The following is a 16,147-nucleotide window of genomic DNA, read 5'->3' on the forward strand; positions in this document are numbered from 1 at the left end:
GGTTCCCCTTCGGGTCAGTCGAGCCAGGGCGGGCGTTCGGCGATGCGTACGGCGAGGGTCGTTCCGGTCCAGCCGGGCGCGGCGGCATGCAGGATGACGTGGTCGCCGGGCCCCACCGCCCGGGAGGCGAGCATGCGGTCGAGCGAGATGAACTGGTCGCATCCGCCCACGTGGCCCACGGTTCTGCCGATCTCCCAGCTCGTGCGCCCCGCGGGGATGCCCAGTGGCTCCAGGAACCACTGTTCGAGCGCGCGGCCGTCGGCGTTGACGGAGATCAGTGCGGCGACGTCCGAGGCGTTGATGCCCGCGTCGACGATGGAGCGCTGGACGAGGTCGAGGCTGAACTTGCTGATGAGATCGATGGCCTCGGTCATCGCCATGGTGCTCTTGGTGAACTCCTCGACGGTCCTGCCCAGACTGAGCGGCTGGAACCTCGGCTCCCGCGGCGGCAGCAGGTCGTCGTCTCCGCGGTGCCAGCCCTCCAGCGCGGGCAGGGTGCTGGAGTTGGCGGCCACGATCTCGGCGAAGCCGCCCTCCGAGCTGAGCGTCACGGCGGCCGCCCCGTCGCCCATGACGATGCCGGGCGCGGAACCGCGCCAGCGGTCGATCAGCGGCGTCGAGTGGTTCTCCGCCGAGGTGATCAGGGCGCTGTCGCAGCGTGCCGCGCCGGTCAGCCGGCCCACCGCCACCTCGACGCCCGCCAGCATGCCGTTGCAGCCCTGGCGGATGTCCAGCGACGGAATGCCGTCGAGGCCCAGCTCCCGCATGATGTAACCGGGTACGGACACCTCGTCGGGTCCCTGGTAGAACGCACCGGAGTGCAGGAAGGACTCGACGGGTTCGCTCGGCTCGCCCTGACGCCCGAGGGCCTGTCGCGCGGCGCGGACCGCCATGTCCGGGGCCGACTGCCGGCCGGCCACGTGTGTACCGCGCCAGCCGATGGTGTCGTACAGCTCCTGGTCGTACAGGCCCTGCGCGATCGCCTCCTCGGCGCTCACGGGCTGTGGCAGGTACGTTCCGATCGAACTGACGTACACGCCTTGCACTTTCATGGATGGCCTTCCTCGGGTGGGCGTTCGACGGTCAGCGGAGCTGTTCCCTGAGGTGCCGCACCAGCAGGCCCGTGGTGGGGAACGAGCGGACCAGCGTGGTCGGCAGCTTCAGTCCTGTGGCCTTGCCGAGACGGTTGCGGAACTCGATGGCGCTGAGCGACTCGAGGCCCAGGTCCTTGAACGAGCGCCCGGTGTCCACCTCGTCGGGTGAGGCCTGGGCGAGGACGGCCGCCACCTGGTCGCGCACGAGCCGGGTCAGGAACGCGTCGCGTTCGGTGTCGGCGAGCGCCGCGAGACGGGCGCGCAGCGCGCCGCCCGACTGCGGGGCCGTCTCCGTCCTGACGACTCTTCTGGCCGGCCACGGCACCAGGTGCCGCAGCAGCGGGTGGAGGGTCGCGGCCCGGTCCCGCAGCGCGCCCGCCCGGACCTGGGCCGGGAGGATCACCGCGGCTCCGCCGGGGGCGAGTGCCGCGTCCAGCAGGGCCGTCACGTCCTCGGTGCCGAGCGGGGTGAAGCCCGTGCGGTCGTCCCGGTGCACCGGCTCCCGCCGGCCGGCCGCGGGCTTCCCGGGCGCCCCGGCGCGCCGGTCGACCGCGATGCCGAGGGCCGCCTGACGGGCCGCGCGCCGGGTGTGTGCCAGGGCTTCGAGCAAGCAGGCGTCGACGGCCGGGCCCGGATGGTGCGGGGCGCCGAGCGTTCCGTCGGCGGAGAGGAACAGGACGAAGGCGTCGAGGTCATGGCCGCTTGTGAGCCGGTGCAGGTGCCAGGCGGCGACAGCGCCGACCGGTAGCTGCTCGGTTCCGTCGCCGTCGGGCGCGTCCCTTTCGGCACCCGCCGCGTGGACGACGGCGGTGACCGGATGCGCGTCGTCCACGGCGTCCAGGACGGCGGCCAGCGCCGCGGCGTCGGTCAAGTCGCAGTCGACGACGGCGACTTCGGCCCCGAGTCCCGTCAGTTCCTTGACCAGCGCCCCGGCGTCCGGGGCCGCGGACCCGCCACCGCCGGCCAGCAGCAGATGGCGCACCCCGCGGCGGACCAGGTCGCGGGCGACGGAGGCGCCGAGCGCTCCCGTGCCGTCCGTGATCAGGACCGTGCCGCCGGGTGTGAGCTCCCGCCGGTCGCGCGGCCATGCCAGCGGCTCCAGGCGGGGCACGCGCAGTGCGCCCCGGCGCAGGGCTGCCTGCCCCGGAGCGCCGGACAGCACGGCGGCGACGGCGCGCAGCGACGCGGGCCTGTCGTCGACGTCGAGCAGCGTGCAGCCGCCCGGGTGCTCGTCCCGGGCCGACCTGACCACACCCCATACCGGCGCGTCCAGGAAGCCGGGGACGTCCTCGCCGTCCCGAGTCGCCACCGCGCCCCGGGTCACGAAGACGAGCCGAGTGGCCGCGAACCGTTCCTCGTCGTACCAGCGCCGGGCGGCCTGCCGGGCGTACCGGGCTCTTTCGCCGAGGTCCGTCGCCCCCGCACCGCCTTCCACGACGGCACCGGTGCCGCCGGTGCCGCCGGTGCCGCCGGTCGAACTGCCCAGGATCAGCACGGAGTCCGGAACGCGGTCTCCCGCGTCGATCGCGTCGCACAGAGCGTCGAGGTCGCGGTAGGCGTCCGTATAGGTACCGGTGGCCATGAGGGCTCCGCGCAGCCCCAGCGCGTCGGTGCCGACCAGCACGCAGCGGCCCGGTTCCCGCACGGCCTCCGGAAGCGGCGCGGCGGCCCAGCGCACCTGGTACGGCGTTCCCCGGCGCACGGTGCCGTCCGTCGTGCCCGGCCCGCTCACCAGCCGCAGGCCACGCACCGACAGGACCGGCTCCCCCGAGTCGTCGGCGGCGTCGAGCGCCTGACCGTCGGGACCCGCTGTGACGCGCACCCGCAGCGAGGTCGCGCCGGTCGCATACAGCTCAAGGCTTCGCAGACTCAGTTCGCGCACCTCGGACGGCTGCCCCGACTGCGCGATACGCGCCACGTCCAGGGCGCTCTGCAGCAGCGCCGGCTGAATGCCGTACGCCTGTGCCGTACCGTGCAGGGCCTTGGGGAGCGCCACCTCCGCGAACGTCTCCGCACCCCGCCGCCACAGTCCGCGCACGCCGGGCGCCGGTGGCCGGGGACCGCCGGTGAACTGCGCCACGGCGTCCACCGGCGGCCAGGCCTTCAGGCCGGGGCCAGGCCCCTGTCCGCCGTGCCGGGGCGCCGCCGCGGCGGCGCTCGCGGAGGCGTGGCGGGTCCACGGCCGACCCGGCAGGGAGTCGTCCGGCCTGCTGTGCACGGTCAGGGGACGCAGTCCGTTCGCGTCGGAGGCACCCGCCGACACCCTCAGCGCCAGCGCGTCGCGCTCCGGGGGGAGCAGCGGGGTGTGGACGGTGAGGTCCTGGACCCGGCCGCACCCCGCCTCGTCGGCCGCGCGGACCGCCAGTTCCAGCAGCAGACCCGACGCGAGGGCGGCGGGGTTCCGCGTGGGCGACGGCAGGGTGCGTGCGGTCAGCCGTCCGGTGAGCGCGAGGGCGTCGGAGTCCGGGAGTTCTAGTACGGCACCGAGGACCGGGTGCCCGGCGGGGGCGAGCCCGGCCGCCGTGACGTCGCCGGCGGCCGACGGCTCCGGCTCCGCCCAGTACCGGCCGCGCTGGAAGGCGTACGTGGGCAGGTCCACCCGGGCCGCGGGGCCGGTACCGCCGGTCACCGCGGCCCAGTCGACCGGTGTGCCGTGGACCCAGAGCCGGCCGAGCGCGGCGAGCAGCGAGCCGTGCTCCGGCCGGTCCCCGAGCAGCGCGGGGGCGAACACGGGTTCCCGCTCGGCCGTGTCACGAGCGTCGAGTGCCTCCGGTCCGAGGCCGCTGAGCACGCCGTCGGGGCCGAGTTCCAGGAACACCGCGGCGCCCTGTTCGGCCATCGCGTTGACTCCGTCACCGAACCGCACGGCCTGCCGGACGTGCCGTACCCAGTAGTCCGGCGAGGTCAGCTCCGCGTCCGTCGCCGGTCTGCCGGTCACGTTGGAGACGACGGGCAGCCGCGGGGCGCGGAAGGACAGGGCCCGCAGTTCCTCGCGGAAGGCGTCGAGCATGGGGTCCATCCGCGGCGAGTGGAAGGCGTGCGACACCCGCAGGCGCTTGGCCTTCCTGCCCCGCGACCGCCAGGCCTCGGCGAGTGCCACCACGGTGGGCTCCGCGCCCGAGATCACCACGGAACCGGGCGCGTTGACCGCCGCCACGCCCACGTCGTCGGCAGTGCCGATCAGCCCGAGGGCATCCGCCTCGGTGGCTTCGAGGGCCGCCATCGCGCCGCCCTCCGGAAGCTCCTGCATCAGGCGCCCGCGCGCCGCGACGAGCCGGGCCGCGTCCGGCAGGGAGAAGACCCCCGCGGCGTGCGCCGCGACGACCTCGCCGATGGAGTGCCCGCCGAGGAGACCGGGCCGGACACCCCAGGACTCCACCAGCCGGAACAGCGCGGTCTCCAGCGCGAAGAGCCCGGCCTGGGTGTACACCGTCCGGTTCAACAGGCCGGCGGCGCCCGGCACTCCCTCTCCGCCGGGCCTGACGCCGGACACCACGTCGGCGACCGGCTCGGGGACGTGCCCGGCCAGTTCCCGGTCCAGCGCCGCACAGGCCGCGTCGAAGGCCTGGGCGAACACCGGGTAGCGGGCGTGGAGTTCGCGCCCCATGCCCAGGCGCTGTGCGCCCTGTCCGGTGAACAGCACCGCGAGGCGGGCGTCGCCGCGCGCCACCCCCTCGACGACCCCCGGGGCCGGCTCTCCCTCGGCCAGCGCCCGCAGACCGTCGAGGAGTTGGTCAAGACGCCCCTCCGGCGCGATCACGACGCCGCGGTGTTCCAGTTCCGCCCGGCCGCGAGCGAGCGCACCGGCGATGTCCGCCACGCCCTCGCGGCCCGCCGCGGCACCGTCCGCCACGCCCTCGCGGCCCGCCGCGGCACCGTCCGCCGCGCCCGTCATCGCCGACGCGCTCCGGGCGGCCCAGGACCGCAGCCGCCGCGCCTGCTCGCGCAGGGCCCGTTCGCCGCGCGCGGACACCACCCAGGCCACTGGGCCGTCCGGGGCGACGGGGGCGCCATGGCCGGGAGCCGGCCGCACGCCGGGACGCGGGGTCCGCGAGGCGTCGGAAGCGGACCGCGGAGCCTCCTCCAGGATGAGGTGCGCGTTGGTGCCACTGATCCCGAACGAGGACACCGCCGCCCTTCTCGGGCGCCCCGTCGACGGCCACGGCCGCGCCGCGTGCAACAGCTCCAGCCCGCCCCCGGACCAGTCCACCCGCGGGGTGGGTTCGGCCACGTGCAGTGTTCTGGGCAGGGTGCCGCGCGTGAGGGACAGCACCATCTTGATGACGCCGGCGACTCCGGCGGCGGCCTGGGCGTGGCCGAGGTTCGATTTCAGCGATCCGAGATACAGCGGGCGGCCCCGCTCGCGTCCCGCGCCGTATACCGCGAGCAGCGCCTCGGCCTCCACCGGATCGCCCAGGGCGGTGCCCGTGCCGTGTGCCTCCACGGCGTCCACGTCGGCCGGCGAGAGTCCGGCGTCCGCGAGGGCCTGGCCGAGGACCCGCCGCTGCGCACGCCCGTTCGGCGCGGTCAGACCGTCGCTGGCACCGTCCTGGTTGACGGCGGAGCCGCGGATCACGGCGAGCACCGGGTGGCCGTGCGTCAGCGCGTCCGAGAGCCGTTCGAGGAGCACCACGCCGACGCCCTCCGCCCACGCCGTGCCGTCGGCGGCCGCCGAGAACGGCTTGGCCACACCGTCCGGCGCGAGGCCGTGCAGTTTGCTGTACTCCACGAACATCGCCGGGGTCGACATGACCGTCGCACCGCCCGCGAGGGCGAGCGTGCAGTCCCCCTGGGCCAGTGCCCGGCACGCCAGGTGAAGGGCCACCAGGGATGCGGAGGACGCCGTGTCCACGGTGACGGCGGGCCCTTGCAGGCCCAGTGCGTAGGCGACGCGACCCGACAGGACGCTGCCCGCGGTGCCCGTCAGCGTGTGGCCCGCCGCCCGGTCCCGCGCCTGCTGGAGAACGGTCAGATAGTCCTGTCCGCCGGTGCCGGTGAAGACACCGACGGGTCGGCCGCGTAAGGAAGTCGGTGCGATGCCGGCCCTCTCCAGCGTCTCCCAGGAGGTTTCGAGGAGAAGCCGTTGCTGCGGGTCCATCGCCAGCGCCTCGCGCGGGGAGATCCCGAACAGGGCGGGGTCGAAGCCGGCCACGTCGGACAGGAAGCCGCCCCGGTGCGGGGTGGAGACCCCGGGGAGTCCGGTGTCCGCCGACCGCAGCCGCTCCAGGTCCCACCCCCGGTCCTCGGGGAAGTCCGAGAGGCCGTCACGTCCCTGGGCCACAAGTTCCCAGAGTTCCTCCGGCGTGGTGACGCCCCCGGGCAGCCTGCATCCCATGGCGACCACCGCAACGGGTTCGCGTTCCCCGGTGCTCACTGTCTCCACCCCACAATCACCTCACGACGCCGGCCCGCACGTGCAGTCGGCCGGCGGCTTGGGGGGTCGGCCGTCCGGGCCCGGACGGGTCACGCGGGCATCGGCCGGCCGACCCGTCGGCCCAGCCAAGACTGCGATGGTCCACCGAACCTGTCATCGCCGAGATTGCTCAGCTCGTCGCGCGCCGGCGACGCGGTGTCGCCCGGTCCCGGCAGGCGGACCGTGGGCGTCGTGGGCTGGTTGCGGCGCCCTGCCACCCCTGTTTTACTGAACACCACCTATACCCGCCCGGGGTATCGTCCACCCAGGGAGAAGCATGGACATGAAGGCCGTCGCGGACCCTCGGAGCTTCATCGAGGATCTCCACAACAGGTACCACAACGACGTCGTCCACGGAGACGAAGATCCCGCCACGGTCATCGACCGCTACTACGCGCCGGACATCGAACTCGTGAGCGACGGCGTCAGCATGGGGCGCGAGCGCCTGATCAAACACTGCAAGCCCGTGCGCAAGAGCGTCGCGGGCGGGCACTACGAGGTGCTGGAGGCCGTCCGGGACGGCAACCGCATCGCCGCCCGCCTCATCATCCACGGCGTCACGCAGACGGGGGCGACGGCGAAGATCGAGGTCTTCGAGTTCTGCGAGATGACCGACGACGGCAAGTTCGCGAACGTCACCTCCCTCACCCGGACCCTCAAGGACTGAGCCCGACCGCATCTCCCGGACCGTCCGCGCGGCCGTCCCCCCTTCCCCCGCACCGCTGGCGCCTGTCCGCCACGCGGGCCCCGCCCTGCGGGCCCCGGCCTGCCACGGCCGCACGGTGGCCGGCCCCACGGTGCCGAGCCACCGCGCGCCGGCGGCCCCGCTGTCCTTTCTTTCCGACTCCGCCGGTGCCTCTCACCCCGGCGTCCGCGGTGAGCAGCGTGTGCAATCCAGGAGTTGAGGGGCCCGAATCCGGGGTGCGACTCTGTTCCGGGCCGACACCGCGCCCCGCCCAGCGGCACCGGTCACGGATCCTTCTCGCACGCGTATCCGATCCCGTGCCGTGCGCCGGGCGCCGCATCCGGCTGAGCAGAGAGACTCCCGATGACGCGAACCTCCCCGGAACCGGTGGCCCTGCCCACGGTCCGCAGTTGCCCGTTCGACCCGCCCGCCGAGCTGATCCGGCTGAGCGCCGAAACGCCCCTGCGACCGCTGGCGTTCCCGGACGGATCCGTGGGCTGGCTGGCGACCGGGCACGCAGTGGTCCGCACCGTACTCAACGACGCCCGCTTCAGCGCGCGCACGGAGCTGCTGCGCATGCCGGTTCCCTACCCGTGGCAGGCGACACCCGCGCCCCCCGGCTTCTTCGTCGGCATGGACGCCCCGGAGCACACGCGCTACCGCAAGCTCCTCACCGGCCAGTTCACCGTGCGTCGCATGAAGCAGCTCACGCCGCACATCGAGCGGATCACCGAGAGCTTCCTCGACGCGATGGAGGAGCAGGGCCCGCCCGCCGACCTGGTGCAGGACTTCGCCCTGCCCCTGCCGTCCCTGGCCATCTGCGAACTGCTCGGCGTGCCCTACGACGCCCGCGACTCCTTCCAGCGGCACGCGGCCACGACGGTGGCCACCGACGGCACTCCCGAGCAGATGATGACGGCACACGCCGCTCTCGACGAACTCATGCTGCAGACGGTCGCCGGCAAGCGGGCGGCACCGGGTGACGACATCATCAGCGGCCTGGTCGCCGACGGCGGACTCACCGACACCGAGATCGCGGGCGTCGGCAAACTGCTGCTCGTCGCGGGCCACGAGACGACGGCCAACATGCTCTCCCTCGGCGCGTACGCGCTGATCAGCAAGCCGGATCAACTGGCCCTGCTGCGTGCGGACCCCGGCCGCATGGACTCGGCCGTCGAGGAGCTGATGCGCTACCTGAGCATCGGTCAGTTCGGACCGCTGAGGGCGGCGCTGGAGGATGTGGAACTGGCCGGACAGGTCGTGCGCAAGGGCGACGTGGTGCTGACCTCGATCCCCGCCGCGAACCGGGACCCCGAGCGCTTCGAGCACGCCCACGAACTCGACGTCAGCCGGTCGGCGGCCGGCCACCTGACCTTCGGCCACGGCATCCACCAGTGCGTCGGCCAGCATCTGGCCCGGATCGAGATGCGTGTCGGCTACTCCGCCCTGTTCCGCCGCTTCCCGGACCTGCGACCGGCGGTGCCCACCGAGGAACTCCCGCTGCGCTCGGAGATGTTCATCTACGGCATGCACCGGTTCCCGGTCACCTGGTGAGGCCCTACGGACACCGGCCCGGGCACCCGCGCCGCCGCCGGCCCTTCCCGCACACGAGAGGTTGACGCACGTGGACGAAGCACAGGGCAGGGGATCAGCACAGGACGGTGAGGCCGCGGCCGGACACGACCGGGCGGAGGTCGGCGGCTTCTACGACCGCTTCACCAAGCTCACGATCGGCAACACTCCCGGCGCGAACCTGCACTACGGGTACTGGACGTCGCCGGACGACGCCGCGACCTTCGAGGAGGCGGCCGCACAGCTCACCGCCCTGATGATCCAGAAAGTACGGCTGCCGGCCTCCGGTCACCTGCTCGACGTCGGCTGCGGCATCGGCGGGCCCGCCGTCCAGCTCGCCCGCGTCACCGGTGCCGAGGTCACCGGCATCACGGTGAGCCACGAACAGGTCACCCTCGCCAACGAGCTCGCGGCCGGCCTCGACCTGGGCGACCGGGTGCGCTTCGAGTACGCCGATGCCATGAAACTGCCCTACCCGGGCGGCTCGTTCGACGCCTCGTGGCTGCTCGAGTCCATCATCCACATGCCCGACCGCGGCCATGTGCTCGGCGAGATCGCCCGGGTGGTCCGCCCCGGCGGGCGCGTGGTCTTCACCGATCTGTGCGAGCGGTCCCCGCTGACCGCCGACGAGCAGAGCACCGTCGACGAGTTCTTCCAGGCCGCCAAGATGAGCCCGATGGTGACGCTCGACTCGTATCCGCGTCTGGTGCGAGAAGCCGGTCTGGTGCTCGACGAGGTCCTCGACATCAGCGACAACGTCATGTGGCGCACCACCCAGGAGCTCTCCCGTCAGATGCGGGAGGCCCGCGCGGAGATCGACGAGAAGTTCGCCACCGACCCGGCCTACCACCTCGATCCCGCCCGGCTGAGCGACATCACCGCACTGGGCTACGTACTGGTGGTGGCCCACCGTCCCGAGGCGTGACCAGTCCCGCGGCAGCAGTTCAGGACACGGAAGTGAGTGAAGAGCCAGCCATGGAGCAGACACCGCCCGCCACGCTGACGGTCACGGCCCGCCGTGACGACGCCGCCGAGTCCGTCTTCCTCGAGATCATGCAGAATCCCGCCGCCGACGACCCGTACTCGGGTTATCGCAGGCTGCGCGAGACGGCACCGGCTCTGATCACGGGCGACGGGACGCTGGTGCTGACCGGGCACGCGGAGTGCGACGCCGCGCTGCGGCACCGCTCGCTGGGCCGGGGCGACGACATGGACGGGTTCCGTCTCGCGCCCGTGCCCCAGGAACAGGTCGCGGAGGTGATGGCCGCGCTCAAGCGCAGCATGGCCTTCGTGGACCCGCCCCGGCACGCCCGGCTGCGCAGACCCGTCAGCTCCGTCTTCACCCACCGGCAGGTCGAGGGGTTGCGCCCCGCCATGGTGGCGCACGCGGACCGGCTGCTCGCCGGCCTCTACGGGACCGCGGGCGGCGACTTCATGGAGGCCGTGGCCAAGCCGCTGCCGGAGATCGTCATCTCCGACCTGCTCGGCATTCCCGAGAGCGACCGTCCTTCCGTACTGCCCAACTGCCAGGCGCTGGCCGCCCTGATGGAGCCCGTCACCGACGCGGCGGTGTTCCGCGCCGCCGCCGAAGCGCAGCGCGCGCTGTGCGACTACTTCGCCGAGCTGCTCGCCCGCCGCCGGGCCCAACCGGCCGACGATCTGCTGAGCCGGCTCGGCACCGCGCCCGAGAGCGGCGGCCTGAGCGACGACGAGATCGTCTCCACCGCGCTGCTCCTTCTGGGAGCGGGCATCAAGACCACCACCCATCTGCTCGGCAACGGCATGCGGGCCCTGCTCGACAACCCCGGCCAGTGGGCGCGGCTGCGCGCCGATCCCGGCCTGATCCCTTCCGCCGTACAGGAGTTGCTGCGGTACGACACCCCGGCGCAGCTCGACGCGCGGGTGGCCCTGGAGCCGGTGTGGTTCGCGGGCGTCGAACTCAAGCCGGGACAGACGGTGATGACCGTCATCGGCGCCGCCAACCGGGATCCCGCGCGCTTCCCGGACCCGGAACGCCTCGACGTGGGCCGGGGCGAGAACGCCCACCTGTCGTACGCGGCCGGGGTGCACTTCTGCCTCGGCGCACAACTGGCCAACCTGGAGGCGGAGGTCCTGCTGCGGCGGCTGGTGGCGGGCACCCGCGCGATCACCGCGGCCGGGCCTCCCCGGCGGCGGCTCGGCCTCGGACTGCGGGGCTTCGACACGCTGCCTGTCACGCTCAGCCGGTGAGGCGTCCGAACGCGTGGGGCACATCGCAGATCCGACCGAGCCAAAGCGGAAAGGCCACCAGATGACAGAGACCGCACCGGAGCCGGTGGCACTGCCCACGGCGCGTACCTGCCCCTTCGCCCCTCCCGAAGAACTCGCGGCGCTCCGTACCCGGACCCCGGTCAGACGCCTCACCTACCCGGACGGCACGCTCGGCTGGCTGGTCACGGGGCACGCCGAGGCGCGCAGCGTACTCGGCAACCCCCTGTTCAGCTCCCGCAGCGAGCTGCAGCGCCTGCCCGTCCCGTACCCGTGGGTGGCGGAACCGGCGGCGCCGGGCCGGTTCATCAGCATGGATCCCCCCGACCACACCCGGCTGCGCAAGCCGCTGGCCGGCCTGTTCACCGTCCGGCGGATGAACCGGCTCCTGCCGCGGGTCGAGGAGATCACCCGTGAGCGGCTCGACGCCATGGAGGCACACGGGCGCCCCGTCGACCTCCTGAAGCACTTCGCGCTGCCGATCCCGTCGCTGGTGATCTGCGAACTCCTCGGTGTGCCCTACGACGAGCGCCAGGTCTTCCAGGACAATGCGAGCGTCCTCATGTCCACCGACAGCTCGATCGACCAGGTCGTCGCCGCGGCCGCCGGGATCGACGAGGTCATGCTCCGCACCGTGCGCCGCAAGCGGGCCGAACCGGCGGACGACATCCTCGGCGGGCTGGTCGCCGACGGCGATCTGACGGACGAGGAGATCGCCGGCATCGGCGGGCTGCTGCTCGTCGCCGGACACGAGACCACGGCCAACATGCTCACGCTCGGGACGTTCACTCTGCTGAGCCACCCGGACCAACTGACCGCGCTGCGTACCGACCCGGGACTGATGGACGGCGCGGTGGAGGAGTTGCTGCGGCACGGGAGCATCCTTCAGTTCGGGCCGACCCGGGCGGCGCTGGCGGACGTGGAGGTGGCCGGCCGGCTCATCCGCGCGGGCGAGGTGGTCACCGTCTCACTGCCCGCCGCGAATCGCGATCCACGCCGGTTCGAACGGCCGGAAGAACTGGACATCACCCGGTCTGCGGCCGGCCACCTGGGCTTCGGCCACGGCCTGCACCAGTGCCTGGGCCAGCAACTGGCCCGGATCGAGCTGCGGGTCGGGTTCACCGCCCTGCTCGACAGGTTTCCCGGCCTGCGCCTCGCGGTGCCCGTCGACGACGTGCCGCTTCGGTCGGAAATGATCGTCTACGGCGTGCACGAGCTGCCGGTCACCTGGTGAGCGGCCGGGTCCTGCGGGTCGAGGCGGATCTCGAACTGTGCTGTTCGGCGGGGATGTGCGCGCTGACGGTCCCCGAGGTGTTCGACCAGTCCGATGCGGACGGCACGGTGGTCGTGCTGGACGCACAGCCGGCCGACCGGCATCACGCGGCGCTCCGCGAGGCGGTCCGGTCCTGCCCGAGCGGAGCGATCGGGTACTCGGTGCGGGATGTGTCAGGAAAGGTTGTCGCAGGTGAGTGAGGGGACATCAGCAATGCAAGGGATCAAGGCGCCGGACCCGACCGAGGTCGGCGGGTTCTACGACCGGTTCGCGCAGTTCTCGGTCATGGCGGACCCGGCGGCCAACCTGCACTTCGGGTACTGGGACTCTCCGGACGACGACTCCTCGCTGGCCGAGGCGGCCGCCCGCCTGACGGAGATCATGATCGACAAGGCGCGGGTCGGCACGGACCGGCACCTGCTCGACGTGGGCTGCGGCATCGGCGGGCCCGGCGTGCGCCTCGCCCAGGCCGCCGGCGCCCGGGTCACCGGGGTGACGGTCAGCCAGGAGCAGGTCAGGCTGGGCAACCAGCGGGCCGCCGAGGCGGGCCTCGCCGACCGGGTGCGCTTCGAACTCGCGGACGCCATGGACCTGCCCTACGAAGCGGACTCCTTCGATGCCGCGTGGGCGCTGGAGTCCATGATCCACATGCCGGACCGTGCCCGGGTACTGGGCGAGATGGGCCGGGTGGTCCGCCCCGGCGGGCGCGTGGTGCTGACCGACATCTTCGAGCGGGCCCCCATACCGGAGCACAAGAGGGCAGTGGTTGAGGCGTACTACCGCGAGACGCTGCTCGGCCCGGCCGTCACGGTCGACGACTACCCTGGACTGCTCCGAGGCGCCGGTCTGATGGTCGACGAGATCATCGACATCAGCGAGAACGTGATGGCGAAGACCATGCGGGAGGCGTCGCGGCAGAAGGCGACGGTCCCGGCGGAGATCGAGGAGATGCACGGCGACGATCCGGCCTACCAGCTCGATCCGGGTGACCTCGCCGAGGTCTGGGAACTCGGCTACCTCCTGGTGGTGGCGCACCGCCCGGTGCGGTGACGGGCGCCTCGGCCTGAGCGTGCGAAGGCGGAGGGGGCGGCGACCTCGCGGTCACCGCCCCCTCCGCGTTTGCCGCCTCGTCAGGCGCGGCCGGACATCTCGTACCCGATGTCGTCGAGCGCCCGGGCGAGCGCGGCCTCCTCCAGCTCACGCTCGGAGCTGACGGACACCTGTCCGCTCTGGACGTCGACATCCACGTCGCGCACGCCGTCGAGGCCGGTGATGGCCTCGGTAACGGAGGTGGCGCAGTGCCCACAGACCATGCCTTCGACGACGTAGGTCACGGTGACGCCCCCGGCCTCGGAGGTTTCACCGGTCCCGCTCGCCGCGGCGTCACCGTTGGGAGTTGCGGGGGAGGCCATGAGCTACTCCTGTCGTCGTTGCCCCGGTTCGTTCATCGAGAAATACCCTTGGGGGGTATATGCAGGCTACCCTACCCGACGGACGACCGCACGCTCGATGACACAGCGCACGCGCCCGCGCCTTCGAGAACGCGGACCGTCCTCGAAGGCGCGGGCGGCGGAGCCGCTCGTCACCGCTCGGTGACGAGGTCTTCCCGCTCCCGCGGCACCGGCCCGCTCCCCTGGCCCGCCGGCGCCTCCAGGGCGACTCGCGGCAGGGCCCTGTCCAGTGGGCCGGGCAGCCACCAGTTGGCATCGCCGATGATGTGCATCAGCGCGGGCACCAGCAGCATCCGCAGGATGAAGGCGTCCACGGCGACCGCTCCGGCGAGCGCGACACCCGTCATCACGGCGGCCTGGTCGGCGCTCAGGACGAAGGAGCCGAAGACACAGACCATGACCAGCGCCGCACAGTTGATCACCCGGCTGGTGTCCGTCAGGCCCAGGCGCACGGCGCGCGCGTTGTCCCTGGTGTGCACCCACTCCTCGTGCATCCGGCTCACCAGGAACACCTGGTAGTCCATGGAAAGACCGAAGAGCAGGGGCAGCATGAACGCCGGGATGTACGAGGTGATCGGCCCCTCCTTGCCGAGGCCCAGCACGTCGATGCCCCAGCCCCACTGGAAGATCGCGACGATGACGCCGAACGCGGCGCCCGCCGCGAGGAGATTCATCAGCGCCGCGATCAGCGGCACCACGACACTGCGGAAAGCCACCATCAGCAGCAGCGCACCGAGTACCGCGATCAGCGCGATGAACAGCGGAAGCCGGTCGGTGATCGCCTCCGCGAAGTCTCTCTGCACGGCGGTGTTGCCGCCGACGTAGACCTCCAGTGTGTTGCCGCGCTCCGCCTGCGGCACGGCCGAGTCACGCAGTTCCGTGATGAGGTCGTCGGTCTCCTCGTCCTGCGGCGCGTGCGCGGGAACCACCTGGTAGACCCGTGACCCGGCGCCGTCGGGCGTGCTCAGCTCGGCGACGTCCGCGACGCCGTCCATGGTGCGCACCCGGTCGACCAGTGCCTCCAGGGCCCGTACGTCGGCGTCGCCGCCGGGGACGTCGGCGACCAGTTGCAGCGGACCGTTGAACCCCGGGCCGAAGCCGTCGGCGAGCAGGTCGTAGGCCTGCCGGGTCGTCTGCGACTGCGGATGGTTGCCCTGGTCGCTGGCACCGAGCCGCAGCGAGAGTGCGGGCAGTGCGAGCACGACCATCACCACGACGGCGACCACGGCGACCACGCCGGGCCGCCCCTCCACGAACGCCGCCCAGCGCACGGCGAGCGGTCCGGCGCCCTCCTCGGCCCGCCGTCCGTCCTCGGCCTGCGCGCGGCGCTCACGCCGGCTGAGCACCTTCGTCCCGAACAGCGCGAGCAGGGCGGGCAGCAGGGTCGCGGCGCAGGCCACGCTGAGCAGCACGACGACGATCATCGCGAGGGCCAGCCCGTTCAGGAACTGCATGCCGAGCGCGAACATCGCGAGGAAGGCGACGCACACCGTGCCGCCGGCGAACACCACGGCCCGTCCGGAAGTGTTCAGCGCGCGCTCGGCGGAGGCTTCGGGGGTCAGTCCCGCCTTCAGGCCCTTGCGGTGCCGCGTCACCACGAACAGCGCGTAGTCGATGCCGACCCCGAGCCCGACGAGCGAACCGACGATCGGCGCCGAGGCGGGGAGTGTCATGGCGTGGCTGAGCACTCCCAGCAGGGAGACACCCGTGCCGACGGCGACGACGGCGGTGATGATCGGCAGCAGCATGCCGAAGAGCGAACCGAAGGCGAGCAGCAGGACCACGGCCGCGGCCACGATGCCCACCAGCTCGGCGGCGCCCTCCGCCGGCTGCTGCGCGTACTCGATCGCCATGCCGCCCAGTTCGACGTCGAGTCCGTCGGTGCGGGCGTCCTGGGCCCGGTCGATCACCTTCTTGGTGTCGTCCTTGTCCAGGTCGTACGCCTGCTCGGTGAAGATGATCTCGGCATAGGCGATCTTGCCGTCCTCGCTGATGTGCGCGCCGCCCGCCGTGTCGTACGGACTGAGTACTTCGCCCACGTGGGGCAGGCCCGCGATGTCCCGCAGCGCGTCCGTCATGCGGTCGCGCACCGCGGGGTCCCGCACCGTGCCGTTCTCGGTCCGCCACACCACGGTGGTCACGTCACCGGCGGCCTCGGGGAAGACCTCCTCCATGCGCTCCATGGCGCGCGTCGACTCGGTGCCGGGCACGTCGAAGGCGTTGGAGAAGGCGTTGCCGCCCACCGATCCGCCGGCCGCCGTGCCGAACAGCGCCCCCAGCCACAGGAGCAGGACCACGATCCGGTGTCGGAAACACCATCGCGCCAGGGCAGTCATGTCAGTCCTCGTATCTCACGTCTCGCGGCAGGCAGCACCGCGGGGATCCGGCGAGGTCGAGGGAGGGGGCCGCGTG

At 72.7% G+C, this 16,147-nt stretch carries 11 protein-coding genes; 7 read left to right on the top strand and 4 right to left on the bottom strand.

Translation table 11 applies throughout. From position 1 onward, the window contains the following. Positions 1-14: 14 nt before the first annotated feature. Positions 15-1,052, bottom strand: coding sequence for a ketoacyl-ACP synthase III family protein (locus B1H29_RS04890; protein ID WP_063787506.1), 1,038 nt, complete (start codon positions 1,050-1,052; stop codon positions 15-17). Between the two features lie 31 nt (positions 1,053-1,083). Next, positions 1,084-6,477, bottom strand: coding sequence for a type I polyketide synthase (locus tag B1H29_RS04895; RefSeq protein WP_159027780.1), 5,394 nt, complete (start codon positions 6,475-6,477; stop codon positions 1,084-1,086). Positions 6,478-6,784: 307 nt separating this feature from the next. On the opposite strand from B1H29_RS04895, the gene B1H29_RS04900 reads away from it, so the two are divergent. The 7 genes from B1H29_RS04900 (at position 6,785) to B1H29_RS04930 (ending at position 13,334) form a co-directional block, all read left to right on the top strand. Further along, on the top strand, positions 6,785-7,174 hold the full coding sequence (locus B1H29_RS04900; RefSeq protein ID WP_055419034.1) for a nuclear transport factor 2 family protein: 390 nt from the start codon (positions 6,785-6,787) through the stop codon (positions 7,172-7,174). Positions 7,175-7,555: 381 nt separating this feature from the next. Continuing rightward, positions 7,556-8,746 carry a cytochrome P450 gene (locus tag B1H29_RS04905; protein WP_055419035.1) on the top strand — a complete coding sequence of 397 codons (1,191 nt, stop codon included), beginning with the start codon at positions 7,556-7,558 and terminating at the stop codon, positions 8,744-8,746. 70 nt (positions 8,747-8,816) lie between these two features. Next, a complete protein-coding gene (locus B1H29_RS04910) occupies positions 8,817-9,689 on the top strand; it encodes a methyltransferase domain-containing protein (protein ID WP_055419036.1) in 873 nt (290 codons plus the stop codon). 32 nt (positions 9,690-9,721) lie between these two features. Then, on the top strand, positions 9,722-10,993 hold the full coding sequence (locus B1H29_RS04915; RefSeq protein WP_159027781.1) for a cytochrome P450: 1,272 nt from the start codon (positions 9,722-9,724) through the stop codon (positions 10,991-10,993). Between the two features lie 61 nt (positions 10,994-11,054). Continuing rightward, positions 11,055-12,245: a cytochrome P450 gene (locus B1H29_RS04920; protein WP_055419038.1), complete on the top strand. Its 1,191-nt coding sequence runs from the start codon at positions 11,055-11,057 to the stop codon at positions 12,243-12,245. Then, positions 12,242-12,484, top strand: coding sequence for a ferredoxin (locus tag B1H29_RS04925; RefSeq protein WP_324611012.1), 243 nt, complete (start codon positions 12,242-12,244; stop codon positions 12,482-12,484). Before B1H29_RS04920 ends, B1H29_RS04925 begins: the two co-directional genes overlap by 4 nt. Positions 12,485-12,497: 13 nt before the next feature. Then, positions 12,498-13,334: an SAM-dependent methyltransferase gene (locus B1H29_RS04930; RefSeq protein WP_055419039.1), complete on the top strand. Its 837-nt coding sequence runs from the start codon at positions 12,498-12,500 to the stop codon at positions 13,332-13,334. Between the two features lie 80 nt (positions 13,335-13,414). On the opposite strand, the gene B1H29_RS04935 is transcribed toward B1H29_RS04930, so the two are convergent. Both B1H29_RS04935 and B1H29_RS04940 read right to left on the bottom strand, forming a co-directional pair. Continuing rightward, positions 13,415-13,696, bottom strand: a complete 282-nt coding sequence (locus B1H29_RS04935; RefSeq protein ID WP_055419040.1) for a heavy-metal-associated domain-containing protein — start codon at positions 13,694-13,696, stop codon at positions 13,415-13,417. A 170-nt stretch (positions 13,697-13,866) separates the two neighbouring features. Next, positions 13,867-16,071 carry an MMPL family transporter gene (locus B1H29_RS04940; protein ID WP_055419041.1) on the bottom strand — a complete coding sequence of 735 codons (2,205 nt, stop codon included), beginning with the start codon at positions 16,069-16,071 and terminating at the stop codon, positions 13,867-13,869. Positions 16,072-16,147: the final 76 nt, after the last annotated feature.

Origin of the sequence: Streptomyces pactum (genome assembly GCF_002005225.1) — a bacterium.
In the GTDB taxonomy this organism is placed as follows: Bacteria; Actinomycetota; Actinomycetes; order Streptomycetales; family Streptomycetaceae; genus Streptomyces; species Streptomyces pactum_A.

Coding starts and splice junctions, on each gene's coding strand:
- B1H29_RS04890 (WP_063787506.1), bottom strand. CDS start 1,052: ATGAAAGTGCAAGGCGTGTACGTCAGTTCGATCGGAACGTACCTGCCA.
- B1H29_RS04900 (WP_055419034.1), top strand. CDS start 6,785: ATGGACATGAAGGCCGTCGCGGACCCTCGGAGCTTCATCGAGGATCTC.
- B1H29_RS04905 (WP_055419035.1), top strand. CDS start 7,556: ATGACGCGAACCTCCCCGGAACCGGTGGCCCTGCCCACGGTCCGCAGT.
- B1H29_RS04920 (WP_055419038.1), top strand. CDS start 11,055: ATGACAGAGACCGCACCGGAGCCGGTGGCACTGCCCACGGCGCGTACC.
- B1H29_RS04930 (WP_055419039.1), top strand. CDS start 12,498: ATGCAAGGGATCAAGGCGCCGGACCCGACCGAGGTCGGCGGGTTCTAC.
- B1H29_RS04935 (WP_055419040.1), bottom strand. CDS start 13,696: ATGGCCTCCCCCGCAACTCCCAACGGTGACGCCGCGGCGAGCGGGACC.
- B1H29_RS04940 (WP_055419041.1), bottom strand. CDS start 16,071: ATGACTGCCCTGGCGCGATGGTGTTTCCGACACCGGATCGTGGTCCTG.